The 11,739-nt window shown below is 71.6% G+C and carries 9 protein-coding genes; 2 read left to right on the top strand and 7 right to left on the bottom strand.

Annotation, left to right across the window (positions count from 1 at the left end; translation table 11 throughout):
• The first annotated feature begins 199 nt into the window (after nt 1–199).
• A complete protein-coding gene (locus IE305_RS19050; RefSeq protein WP_190130854.1) occupies nt 200–2,371 on the top strand; it encodes an MMPL family transporter in 2,172 nt (723 codons plus the stop codon).
• Here the strand turns inward: IE305_RS19050 and IE305_RS19045 are convergent.
• The 3 genes from IE305_RS19045 to IE305_RS19035 form a co-directional block, all read right to left on the bottom strand.
• On the bottom strand, nt 2,355–2,687 hold the full coding sequence (locus IE305_RS19045) for a hypothetical protein (RefSeq protein ID WP_229891190.1): 333 nt from the start codon (nt 2,685–2,687) through the stop codon (nt 2,355–2,357). The genes IE305_RS19050 and IE305_RS19045 overlap by 17 nt on opposite strands.
• A gap of 180 nt (nt 2,688–2,867) precedes the next feature.
• Nucleotides 2,868–5,291 (bottom strand): hydroxymethylglutaryl-coenzyme A reductase family protein, encoded by a 2,424-nt coding sequence (locus tag IE305_RS19040; RefSeq protein WP_190130852.1) that lies wholly within the window; start codon nt 5,289–5,291, stop codon nt 2,868–2,870.
• On the bottom strand, nt 5,288–6,616 hold the full coding sequence (locus tag IE305_RS19035; RefSeq protein ID WP_190130851.1) for an MFS transporter: 1,329 nt from the start codon (nt 6,614–6,616) through the stop codon (nt 5,288–5,290). Before IE305_RS19035 ends, IE305_RS19040 begins: the two co-directional genes overlap by 4 nt.
• A 156-nt stretch (nt 6,617–6,772) precedes the next feature.
• On the opposite strand from IE305_RS19035, the gene IE305_RS19030 reads away from it, so the two are divergent.
• Nucleotides 6,773–7,978 (top strand): PP2C family protein-serine/threonine phosphatase, encoded by a 1,206-nt coding sequence (locus IE305_RS19030; RefSeq protein ID WP_229891186.1) that lies wholly within the window; start codon nt 6,773–6,775, stop codon nt 7,976–7,978.
• 5 nt (nt 7,979–7,983) lie between these two features.
• Here the strand turns inward: IE305_RS19030 and IE305_RS19025 are convergent, their stop codons facing one another.
• Genes IE305_RS19025 through IE305_RS19010 form a run of 4 tightly spaced genes read right to left on the bottom strand, consistent with a single transcriptional unit; the run spans nt 7,984 to nt 11,660 of the window.
• A complete protein-coding gene (locus tag IE305_RS19025; protein WP_190130849.1) occupies nt 7,984–8,583 on the bottom strand; it encodes a GTP-binding protein in 600 nt (199 codons plus the stop codon).
• On the bottom strand, nt 8,570–8,941 hold the full coding sequence (locus IE305_RS19020) for a DUF742 domain-containing protein (RefSeq protein ID WP_190130848.1): 372 nt from the start codon (nt 8,939–8,941) through the stop codon (nt 8,570–8,572). The genes IE305_RS19025 and IE305_RS19020 overlap by 14 nt, the downstream gene beginning before the upstream one ends.
• Entirely contained in the window at nt 8,941–9,345 is a 405-nt protein-coding gene (locus tag IE305_RS19015; protein WP_190130847.1) for a roadblock/LC7 domain-containing protein, read from the bottom strand. The genes IE305_RS19020 and IE305_RS19015 overlap by 1 nt, the downstream gene beginning before the upstream one ends.
• Entirely contained in the window at nt 9,342–11,660 is a 2,319-nt protein-coding gene (locus IE305_RS19010) for a sensor histidine kinase (RefSeq protein ID WP_229891184.1), read from the bottom strand. The genes IE305_RS19015 and IE305_RS19010 overlap by 4 nt, the downstream gene beginning before the upstream one ends.
• Nucleotides 11,661–11,739 lie beyond the last annotated feature (79 nt).

The raw sequence follows: 11,739 nt of genomic DNA, 5'->3' as shown, positions 1-11,739 counted from the left end.
TGTGCCTCGGGCTACCCGACGGCCGTACGACGGAAACGCCTCCACAGACCATTTCACTGAAAGCGTCATCTTCCAGGCCTTCCAGGTTGGTCACCATATTTCCGGGTAGCGACGGAGCGGAGCTCGGGGAGGGGGCACGTTGGCTCGGGGTGTTCTCCAGCTTTTTCGGGCCGCGGCCCGTTGGCGGCCCTGGCACGGCGTGCGGCTGACGCTGGCCGTCTGCGGTGTCGCGACCGCGGCCATGGGCGTGTTCGGCGCAGGGGGGCTCGACCGGCTCGGCATCACCGGACCGCTCCCGGCCGGGTCCGCCGCCGCCCGGGACGGCGCCGTGCTCGCAGAGCGTTACGGCGTCTCCGCCCCCGACCTGGTGCTGCTGGTGAGGGCCGCCTCGGATGTCCGCACGCCGGACATCGCGGCGGCGGGCCGCGCGGTGGAGGAGGACGTCCGGCGGGCGCCGGGGGTCGGGGCCGTCTCCTCGTACTGGAGCGCCGGCGATCCCTCGCTGCTCTCCCGTGACGGACGGTCCGCGCTGGTCACCGCCCGCCTGGCCGGAGGCGAAACGGTCCGGGTCAGGACCGCGCAACGGCTGGTCGCCGCCCTCGGCCGGCAGCGCGGGCCGGCGACTATCACACCCACGGGACCGGCCTGGACGTACGCCGAGACCCTGGAGGACAACCGTGCCGACCTGCTCCGGGCCGAGCTGGTCTCGACGCCGGCCTGCGCCCTCATCCTCCTGTTCGTCTTCCGTTCCCTCGTGGCCGCGTTGCTGCCGGTCGTCAGCGCGCTGATCGCCACGGCGGGCACCCTGGCGTTCCTCCGGCTGCTGACCTCCTTCACGGAGGTCTCGGTGTACGCCTCGAACGTCGCCACCGCTCTGGGGCTCGGCCTGGCGGTGGACTACGGCATCCTGGTGGTCTGGCGCTTCCGCGAGGAGTCCGCGGCCGGCGCGTCCGTGGAGGAGGCCGTCGGGCGCAGCGTCCGTACGGCGGGCCGGGCGGTGGCCGTGTCGGCGTGCATCGTGCTGGCGTCGGTTCTGAGCCTGCTGCTCTTCCCCTTGGGGTTCCTGCGCTCGGCCGCTTGGGCCGCCGCGGCCGTGGTGGTGTTCTCGGCGGCGGCTTCCGTGACCGTGACGCCGGCCCTGCTGGCTCTGGCCGGACGGCACGTCGACCGGTTCGACCTGTTCGCCCGGCTCCGCCGCGGGCCCGGTACGCCGGGGACGTCCGGTGCTCCGGCTGCGTCCGGTGCTTCGGCTGGGTCCGGTGCTTCGGCTGGGTCCGGTGCCGAGGGGAGCCCGGCCTGGCGCCGGGCCACGCTGGCCGTGATCCGGCGGCCCGCGCGGGCCGTTTTCGCCGCCGCGTGCGTGCTGGCCGTACTGTCCTTGCCCGCGTGGCATCTCGCCCTCGGCCCGAACAGCGTGGACGACCTGCCGCGGCACAGCAGGGCCCGTACCGCGGCGGTGTTCATCCGTGCGGAGTTCGCTTCGGTGCCGGACCGGCAGCTGGTCGTCGGACTTCCGGAGGGCACACCGCGGGGAGACGCCGACGGCTACGCCCGTACGGTGTCGGCGCTTCCGCAGGCAGCCGCTGTCCGCACCGTGCCCGGCCGGTACCCGGGGCCGGTCCTGGCCATCACCTCGCGGTTCCCTCCTGGTACGGAGGGGGCGGCGGCCCTGGTGCGGCAGGTGCGTGCCCTTCCCGCCCACGGCCGTGTCCTGGTAGCCGGGCAGCCGGCGGAGGCGGTGGACACCCTGTCCGCGATCCGGCGGACCCTGCCCTGGTGCTGCACCCTGGTCGCGGCGGCGACGTTCGTGCTCATGGCGCTGGCCATGCGCAGCCTGCTGGTGCCGCTCAAGGCCGTCGTGGTCGCCGGGGCCGGCCTGGCGGCAACGCTGGGCTGTCTGGTGTACGTGTTCCAGGACGGGCATCTGCGGGGCGTCGCCGGTGACTTCAACGCCCCGGGATACCTTCTGGCCGAGACGACGCTCTTCCTGCTGGCGACCGCGTACGCACTGTCGGTGGACTACGAGGTCTTCATCGTCGCGCGCATCAGGGAGGAGTACCTCGCGTCGGGCGACAACACCGCGGCCGTCGCGACGGGCATGCAGCGGACGGGCCGCCTGGTCACGGCGGCGTCCCTCGTCTTCGCGGCCGCCATGGCCGGCCCCGCCACGTCGGACGTCACCGCGCTGAAGCTGGTGGGAGCGGGGCTGGCCGTGGCGGTCCTGCTGGACGCCGTGGTGGTACGCGGGATCCTGGTGCCCGGCCTGATGACCCTGGCGGGCAGGGCGAACTGGTGGCTCCCGAGGGGGCGAGGGGGCCGCGGCCGGGCCCGGGACGGCCCGGCCGCGTGCCGCTCTACTTCTCCTCGGTGACGCAGGTGGTGCGGTTGAGGACGCCGACCGTGTCCGTCCCGCAGTTGTTGCTGGAGCCGGAGGCGTTGCGGGAGTCGATGTTGGAGAGCAGGCCGCCGCTGGGGCCGGTCACGCTCTTGTCGTGGTGGTGGGAACCACGCCGGACCACGCACGTACGGTCGTTGAGGACGCTCACCCGGCCGGCGCCGCACAGGTTGGAGTGCGTCGAGGTGTTCCTGCTGCCGATGTCGGACAGCAGGCCGCCCGCTCCCAGGTCGATCGTGTCGGCGCTCGCGGCCACGATGCCCGCGGGGGAGGCCAGGACAGCCACGGCCATGCTGGAAAGAACCGCGAATCGCTTCAGAGAACCCACTGGTCCGCCTTGTCATTTCGGTGGGATGGAGAGGGTGGGAAACGCGGCCCGGGCCGTGCGGCGCCAGGCCCGTTCCTCACCCGTCCGGCTCAACGGCGGGGCGCGACCGGAGTTACGTTCCGACGGCACATTGCACGCGTGAAATCACCGGCAGGGAAAGGCACTTGGCTTGCCCCCGGTCCCCTCCGCCAGGTCGATGAGGGCCCACAGGTTCCGCCACCACTGTTCGAGGAAGCCGTAATGGCGAACGGTGTGGGCCACGAAGTAGAGCCCGAAACGGTTGACCGCCAGGTCCCTGAGAGCGAGGCGGTACCCGGATTCCCACTGCTCCTTGTCGATGGTGGTCCGGGCCTGGGTCTCCAGCGACGTGCGGTGGATCTCCGACAGCTCCGCGACCACCGTGGCGTTGATGTCGGCAGGGTCCAGCGCGGTGCAGAGCAGTTCCGCCAGATCGTGCTGCGGAATGTGCAGGGTGGCGAGCTCCCAGTCGTACGCGCACAGCCTGCCCTCGGCCCGGATGGCGAGGTTGCGGGGGTTGAAGTCGTTGTGCACGAGGGTCCGTGGCATCGCCTCGATCCGCGGCCACCAGTCGTCGATGGTGCCGATGAGGGAAACCAGCCGCTCGTGGTGGCTTCCGTCGACGAGCTCGGGGAATTCCTGCGCCGAGTGGTCGGCCAGGGCCTGCCACAGGCCCTTCATCTCCACCATGTCCGCGGCGTTGGGAATGTGCCCGATCCACGGCATCCGGGAGAGCGACGCTTCCTTGCCGTACCAGACGGAGTGGAGTTGCCCGAGGTCGCGCGCGGCGATGCCGAGGTGCCGGCGGGACCAGCCGCGGGCACGCTCCGACGTGTCCATCAGCTCCATGTCGCCGAGGCACTCCATCACGACGATGTACGCCTCCCGCCGGTCGTCGCGCCAGGTCCGGTACTGCTTCGGCACCAGGCTGGTGAAGCGGGGGTCGGTCTGCTCGTACAGGGCCAGTTCCCGGATGTCGCATCCCACGAAGCCGAGGCGCCGGTCGAATCTGCGGTACTCGGCCGCCACCGGGCCTCCGCACAGGGCGGCGGCCAGTCCGGCCATCTTGATGACCTCGCGGTCGGTGGGCTTGACCTTGACCATCACGTCGAGTTTCTGCTCCTCGCCGGCGTGGTCGATCCTCAGCTGCATCGGGAAGAGGCCGACGGTCTTCTTCACCGTCCGCGACGTCAGCTCCGACAGGACGCTGGGCCCCATGGGAATGTCGACGGGTTCGACGCTCCTGACCTCGACCCCCGGCAGGGCGGAGTGGCCCAGCGCCGATTCGAAGAACCGGGCGTCGAGTTCGTCCAGCTGGAACCAGCGGACCGGCCTGTTGCGCCCGAGACGTTCATGGGCACTGGCGAACTGTCCGGAGACGGCCGCCGAGACCGTCGAGAGGTCCAGGGCCAGGGCGAAGCCCGCGATGACTTCCGCCAGCCGGGCCGCGCTCCCCGGGCCCGTGCATCCCATCATGCCGAGCAGTTCGTGCTGGGCGGGCAGGTGGGTGCCGCCGCCGACCGTGCCGACCGCCAAACCCGGCAGGGTGATGCTCGCGTAGACGCCCTCCGGCGTCCGTTCGAGAATGAACTGTGCCAGGCTCGACTCGTGCACGCAGGCGATGTCCTGACCCGTCGCGGTGAAGACGGCTGCCACGATGTTGGCGGTGTTCGCGTTCGAGCCCAGGACTCCGCTGTGCACGGCCCCCGCCGCAATGTGCTGGTAGCCCCTGACCAGCTCGTCGGGCGTCGTCTTCAGGACGCGTTCGACAATGCCTCCCGGCAGGAGGCAGTCGGCGGACACCCTGATCCCGCGGCCCTCCCCCATGGCCTGCGACGACGCCTTTTTGTCACCCGACGTGTTGCCCTCGATGATGAAGGATTCGAGTTCCCCGTCCCCGACCAGGTGGGGCTGCTGCAGAATCCACTGACAGGCCTGCCACGTGCAGGCCGTGGTCATGTTCTGCCCTGCCGCGTCCCCGGTCGTGTACTTGAATCCGAGGTGGACGGTCCTGCCGAGGACGACGGGTTCGGCCGACCGGAGCTCGGCATGGCGGGAGACGTGCCGGACGGCCGTACGGAGGTCGTCGAGGTGCTGGTGGATCGCCGAGGCGAAACGGCCGGCGGCCGCCAGCCGGGAGAAGGCGAAAACGGGTGCACGCGTCATCGTCTGGGAGACGGCGTGCGTACTGACGCCACCCCCCATGGTGACGGCCAGGGCTCCCCGTGTCACCGAGGAGACGAGGGCGCCCTCCGTGGTCGCCATGGGGGCGTAGATCTCACCCTGGACGTTCTTCCCGCGGAACAGCAGGGGGCCGGCCACACCGACCGGGATTTCGACGGCGCCGACGAACCCTTCGATGTTCCCGGTCAGTTTGCAGGCGTCGAGCTGCGTGTGCTGCAAGGAATCCAGTCCCAGCCGGGTCGTGGAACGGAGCCAGTCGAGACGCTGGAGCCGCGCCGACTCCGTGTAGATGCCCCTGGCGGGAACGTACCGTCCGGCAGGCCGGGACGGACGGGACCGGGGACCCGGGATTTCGCCGGAACTCATGCGGCATCACTTTCCTTTACGGGCTCGGGTTCGGGCCCGGGCTCGGGGTGGTCATGGGCTTCTTCGGGGGCGGCGCCGCCCTGGGACGCGCCGGGGAGCGAGGAGCAGCGCAGCACGAGGAGGGGAACGGCGAGGGCGAGGGTGCCGATGGCCAGGCCGTTCCACAGCCCCAGCCAGGTCCCGGCGGCGCCGGCGAGGAGGGCGGCCACGGGCTGCGATCCGTAGACGGCCCACCGGCTGGTGGCGAGCATCCGGCCCTGCAGGGCGGGGTCACAGACGGCCTGGCGGACGGTGCGCTGGGTGGAGCCCTGGACGACGGCGCATCCCACCTGGACGAACAGTCCCAGGCCCACGGCCGTCTGCCAGGGGCGGCCGGGCGTGGCGAGCAGGAGTGGTACCTCGGTGAGCGGGGCCAGGGCCAGGGTGGTGAGCATGACGCGCCTCGGCCCGTACCGCGCGACCACCGGGCGGACGACGGCGGCGCCGCAGAAGCCCCCGAACGCGGCCACGCTCAGCGTCATGCCCAGGGCCGTGCTGGAGTAGTGCAGTTGGCGCAGCAGGTAGACGGACCGGAGCGTGGTGAGGAAGGCCATGACGCCGACGTACGCGGTGGCGGCGAGCACCAGGGGCCGGATCGTGGGGTGGGACCGGACGTAGCGCAGTCCCTCGGCGATCTCGGCCCGGATGGTGGTGTTCCACCTCTTCTTCGACGGGGCCGCGGCCGGTTCGGGGGCGGCGCCGATGCGGGCGAGGAGGAGGGAACAGGCCAGGTAGGAAGCGGCGTCCAGGTAGATCGAACGCGCGGCGCCGAGGACGGTGACCATGGCGCCGCCGAGCTGGGAGCCGACGCTGTCGGCCAGGGAATTGACGCCGCCGAGCACGGAGTTGGCGTCCAGCAGCCGCGAACGGGGCAGCAGTGAGGGGAGGAAGCTGATCCGGGCGGTGGCGCCGAACACCGCCGACACCTCGCTCACCAGGGCCACTCCGTACAGCAGCCCCATGGACAGCTGCCCCAGTGCGTCGGCGAGCGGGATGACGAGGAGCGCGGCACCGCCGATCAGCGCGGCGCCCACCATCAGGGGGCGCTTGCGGTGCCGGTCCGCGAGCGCCCCGGCGGGGAGCGACACCAGCAGGGGCGGAAGTTTCTGGGCGAACGACAGCAGCGCGACCTGCCAGACGGAGGCGTGCAACTCCACCACCGCGACCAGGGGAAGCGCCACCTGTGTGACACCGCTGCCCACGAGGTCGACGGCGTTCGCGCTCCAGTACCGGAGAAAGCCCGGATGCCGCCAGAGACTGCCCCCCGCCGTGGTGCTGCCGCTCACCCCACCACCCCGCCCGCCACGCTCGCCCTCCCGCCGCCGCACCAACGACAACGATCAACAGGGCGAAGGGTTCGGGGTGCGGTCGTCGCCGGCGTGGGGCCCGACGTGAGAAGGGCCGGAATCGGTGCAAAACTGGGAACGGAAGGGGTGATCCTCGTGCCGGACCCGCCGCTCGTGCCCGCCGGCCCGGACAACACCCTGGACGAGCACCGGCTGGAAGAGCTGATCATCGAGGCACAGACCACCCTGCCGGTCGACATGCCCGGCCTGGCGAACCGGTGCGCCTCGGCCCTGGGCCTGGACAGCGCGCTGGTCTACCTCGTCGACCTGCAACAACAGCTGCTCATCCCCCTCGACGAGGCCCTGGAGCCACTGCCGGTGGACGGCTCCCTGGCCGGCTGGGCGTACCGCACGGTCTCGCCGCGCGTGGCCGATGCCGACGAGGGGCTGATCATCTGGGTGCCTCTGATCGACGGTGCCGAGCGGCTGGGCGTGCTGGCGGTGCGGACGGGGTCACTCGACGGGGTGCGGCTGCGCCGCAGCCGCATTCTGGCCTACCTGTTCGCCATGCTCATCACGTCCAAGCGCGCCTACAGCGACTGGCTCGCCGCCCGCACCCGGACCTCGGTCATGCAGTTGCCCACCGAGATGCTGCGGGCCTTCCTGCCGTCCCACACCATCGGCAGCAGCAGGTGCGTCTCGACGGCGGTGCTGGAGCCGGCGTACGACGTCGCCGGCGACGCCTTCGACCACTCGGTCGTCAAGGACATCCTGCACACCATGATCCTCGACTCCATGGGTCATGACCTGAACGCCGGCCTGACGACGTCGGTCGCCATGGCGGCGGCACGGAACGCCCGCCGCGGCGGTGGCGACCTGGCCGACATCGTCCGCGCCGTCGACGAGGCGCTCGCCCAGTGGCTGCCCGACCATTTCTGCACCGGTGTGCTGTGCCGGCTCGACGCGCGCACCGGGGAGCTGTGCTGGGCGAACTGCGGTCACCCGCCGCCGCTGCTGATCCGTGCCGGGCGGGTGCTCGACGGGGCGCTGAACAGCCCCCCGCAGCCGCCGATCGGCCTGGGCCCGCTCGCCCCGGTGCCCCGGGAGGTCCACGAGACGAAGCTGGAGCCGGGCGACTGCGTCCTGCTGTACACCGACGGTGTCGTGGAGGCCCGGGACGCGGAGGGGGCGGAGTTCGGCCTGGACCGGTTCACCGACTTCATCATCCGCTCCTCCGCCGCCGGCCAGCGCCCGGCCGAGGTACTGCGGCTGCTCATCCACGCCATCCTCGACTACCAGCGCAACCAGTTGCGGGACGACGCGACGATCCTGCTCTTCGAGTGGCGCCCGCAGTGCCAGTGACGTCGTCAGACGGGCACCGTCACGTGGGCCTGCGTGATGAGCCGGTCCAGCAGGGAGAGCAGGCAGCCGCGGACGTCGTCGCGGGAGCGGGCGTCGAGCAGGAGGACGGGGGTGTCCGGGTCCCGCAGGTGCAGGGCCGCTTTGATCTCCTCGGCGGTGTAGGGCTGTTCGCCGTTGAAGCAGTTCGCGCCGACGACGAACGGCAGTCCGCGGTTCTCGAAGAAGTCGATGGCCGGGAAGCTGCGGTCCAGCCTGCGGGTGTCGACGAGGACGATCGCGCCGAGCGCCCCGTACAGCAGGTCGTCCCACATGAACCAGAAGCGTTCCTGGCCCGGTGTGCCGAAGAGGTACAGGACCACTCCGGCGTCGGTGAGCGTGATGCGGCCGAAGTCCATGGCGACCGTGGTCGCCGTCTTGCTCTCGATGCCGTCGAGGTCGTCGACCCCGACGCCCGCGGACGTCAGCCGTTCCTCGGTGCGCAGCGGGTCGATCTCGGAGATCGCTTCGACGAGGGTCGTCTTGCCGACGCCGAAGCCCCCGGCGACGAGGATCTTGACGGGGGAGGCTGCCGGGCCGGCGGTGTCGGCGGTGTCAGAGGCGGGCAAGGTTGTCCCTGATTTTCATGAGCAGGTGGACATTGGAGGTCTCGGAGGCGTCCAGCGGCGGCCGGTGGCGGATCAGGCCGCGTTCCAGCATCTCGCCGAGCAGGACCACCATGGGGGTCAGCCGCATCCGCATCCGGGCGGCGATCTCGGCGACCGCCCGCCCGTTCGGGGACGGGCACATGGCGAGGATCTCCTGCCATTCCGTGGGCAGGCTGCCATGGCCTCCGTGGCCGGTGCCGGCGGTCGCCGTGATGACGGTGTCCATCGTCAGGCCGTGGCGGGACGCGGCTGTACGCCCGTCCGTGAGGGCGTACAGCCGGGTCCGGCGGCGCCGTCCGGGCTGCGGGTCGGCGGTCATTACGCTGTGGGTGCCTGGGAACGTTCGGGGGTGTCGAGCCACTCGCCGAGCGCCTGGGCGGCGCGGACCGTCTCGCCGCCCAGTTCCCCGAGCCGTGCCTTGCGGGAGGCCACCACGATCAGCGTGCTGCCGGCTCCGCACCCGACGATGCACAGGTAGCGCTCGTCCATCTCGACGAGCTGGCGGATCACTCCGCCGCCGTCGATCTCGCGCGAGATGGCCTTCATGGTGGAGGCGATGCCGGAGGCCGCCGCGGCCACCCGTTCGGCCTGGTCGCGCTCCAGCATGTAGGCGCTGAGCTTGAGCCCGTCGTTGGAGAGGAGGACGGCTCCCTGGATTCCCGCGATCCTGCTGAGGTTGTTGTCCAGGATGCTGTAGATCGCGTCGTTCTGTGTCGTCGTCATGGCTGGTCCTGTCGGAGCTCGAGTTCCACTTGCCTGGTGCTGTGTTCGTAGTCCGCCCAGGCGTCGGCCACTTCTTCGGGCGTGGCGGCGTCCTGGCCCACGTGGCCCACCGGTTCGGCCGCACGGCGGGATTCGCGGAGCCGCTGGGCCATGTGGGTCTGCGGTACGCGCTCGGGGAGGGCCGGCCGGCCGGGGGTGCCCCCGGTTGCGGGTGGGGCCGGTGGCTTCGGTGCCTGCTCCTTGCGGGGGCGGCGCGGCAGGCCGGACGGGGCGGGGGTGGGGGCGGGGGCGGAGGGGGCCGGGGCTGGGGCCGGCGCGTCCGCTGGTCCGCCGGACCGTTTCTGCGGGACGAGTGTCGGCCGCCGCTCCCCGGCGGGCTCCTTGGCCGGCTCCTTGGCCGGCTCGGGCACCGCGGTGCCCTGCTGTGCGGGCCGCTGGGCCGGCACGAGGTGCTCGCCCGGGACGATCACCACGGCGGACGTTCCGCCGAACGCCGACCGGCGCAGCGTGACCGTGGCGCCGAGCTGGTCGGCGAGGTGGCCGACCACGAAGAGGCCGAGCCGGTGCGCGTTGCGGGCCAGTACGGAGTACGGCGGGGCCGAGTGCAGGCGGCCGTTCATCTCCTCGTACTTCTCGGCGGTCACGCGCGGGCCGCGGTCCTCGATCTCGATGCAGAGACCGTCGCCGACCAGTTCGGCCCGGATGGCGACCCTCGCGGTCGGCGGGGAGAAGCGCGTGGCGTTGTCGAGCAGCTCTGCCAGGAGGTGGCTGAGCTGGCTGATCACGCCGGGCTCCACACTGGCCTCGTCCATGGCGTGGCGGTCGATGCGCCGGAAGTCCTCGACCTCGGCGGCCGCCTCCCGCAGCAGGTCGGCGATGCGCATGGGTTCCATGTGCGGGTCGGTGATCTCGCCACCCGCCAGAATGAGCAGGTTCTCGATCTGCCGGCGCATGCCCACGGTGAGCTGGTCGGACCTCATGAGCTCGGCGAGGAGCGCCTCGTCCTGGCCGAAGGTGTCCTGGATGCGCTCGGTGAGGGCGAGCTGCCGGCTGACCAGGTTGCCGGTGCGTGCGGCGATGCCGGAGGCGAACACGCTGAAGCCGTGTCGCTCGTCGGCGAGCTTGCGGTGTCCCTCGACGGATACGGCGACGGCGTGGGCGAAGGCGTCGCTGATCCGCCCGACCTCGTCCTGCTCGCCTCTCGGCCGGGGCAGCACGTCGGTGCCGACGGCCTCGCCGCGCTGCAGGCGGTCGACGACGTCGGGGAGGGTCTTCTCGGCGACGGCCACGGTGCGGTTGTGCAGGTTCCGCAGACGGCGCAGGACGGAACGGGTGGTGAACACGACGACGGCGATGACCAGCAGGAGCGCCGCACCGCTGGCGGCCACCAGCAGGACGACCTCGTTCTCCAGCTCTGCCGCCCGGTCGCCGGCGTGGGCGAGCAGTTCCTGCAGCTCGGTCTCGTCGAGGGTGTTCAGCCGGGCGGCGAAGGTGCTGTGGGCCGCCCGCCAGTCCTTGACGTCCGGCGGCAGGACGACGCCGGTGGACACGTCCCGGTGCTCGGAGACGACCGCCTGCTCGATGCGGTCCTTGGTCTGCCAGGCGCTGGAGGTGAGGATGCGCTGGAGGGCGTCCTGGTCGTCGAGGGGGAGGTCGAGGGAGATCGTCTCGTACAGGTAGTTGCTCGCACCGACGGCCTCGACGAATTCGCGGTACCGGGCGGACGTCAGCTTCCCGGAGGGGCCCGACAGGGCGAGGATGGAGTCCTCACGGGCCACCACCTCCGCGGCCGAGAACAGGCCGACGAGCGAGGTCGCCTCCTGCGTGAGGCCACCGTCGTCGAGGTGGTTGAAGTCCCCGAAGCAACGGATCGTTCCGCTGATCAGGTCGGTGTAGTAGTCGACGGTGTCGTCGGGGCTGCCGTGCCGTGCGTCGGCGCGCTCGCGCTGGGCACCGAGGTCGGCCAGCCGCTGCCCGATGTCACGGACCCGGTCCTTGGCCCGGCCGGTGTGGAGCTGATCGGAGTCCGAGGACTTCAGGAACTGGGCCACGGCCCGGTCGGTGTCGGCCCGGCGGTCCCGCAGATCGGCCCCGGCCACGGGCGTGCCCGACCACCAGGCGGCGGTGATCGCACGCTCGGCCTGAAGGGTGGTCATGAGCTGGTACAGCGGCACCCCGGTCTGCCGCCCGGCCGCCACGTCCTGGCGCAGATGCCGGGACTCCTGCACCGACCGGTCGGAGCTGATGAGAACCTGAGCGCCCATCGCCACGGTGGGCACCACCGCGAGCCAGACGAGCAGGGTACGCAGCCGCACGGCCCGCCACCGGCGGCGCCGGCCGCTTCCTGCCGGCTCGCCCGGGTCTTCGGATCCTGTCGGAGTCATCAGTCCTCGT

It is taken from the genome of Streptomyces mashuensis, assembly GCF_014654785.1.
In the GTDB taxonomy this organism is placed as follows: Bacteria; Actinomycetota; Actinomycetes; order Streptomycetales; family Streptomycetaceae; genus Streptomyces; species Streptomyces mashuensis.
The sequence above is the reverse complement of the archived record's forward strand: the minus strand, read 5'-3'. Positions and strand labels throughout refer to the sequence as shown.

Excerpts from the sequence above, each read along its gene's own strand:
- IE305_RS19020 (WP_190130848.1), bottom strand. The coding sequence starts at position 8,941 with ATGACCGCCGACCCGCAGCCCGGACGGCGCCGCCGGACCCGGCTGTAC.
- IE305_RS19045 (WP_229891190.1), bottom strand. The coding sequence starts at position 2,687 with ATGGCCGTGGCTGTCCTGGCCTCCCCCGCGGGCATCGTGGCCGCGAGC.
- IE305_RS19015 (WP_190130847.1), bottom strand. The coding sequence starts at position 9,345 with ATGACGACGACACAGAACGACGCGATCTACAGCATCCTGGACAACAAC.
- IE305_RS19040 (WP_190130852.1), bottom strand. The coding sequence starts at position 5,291 with ATGAGTTCCGGCGAAATCCCGGGTCCCCGGTCCCGTCCGTCCCGGCCT.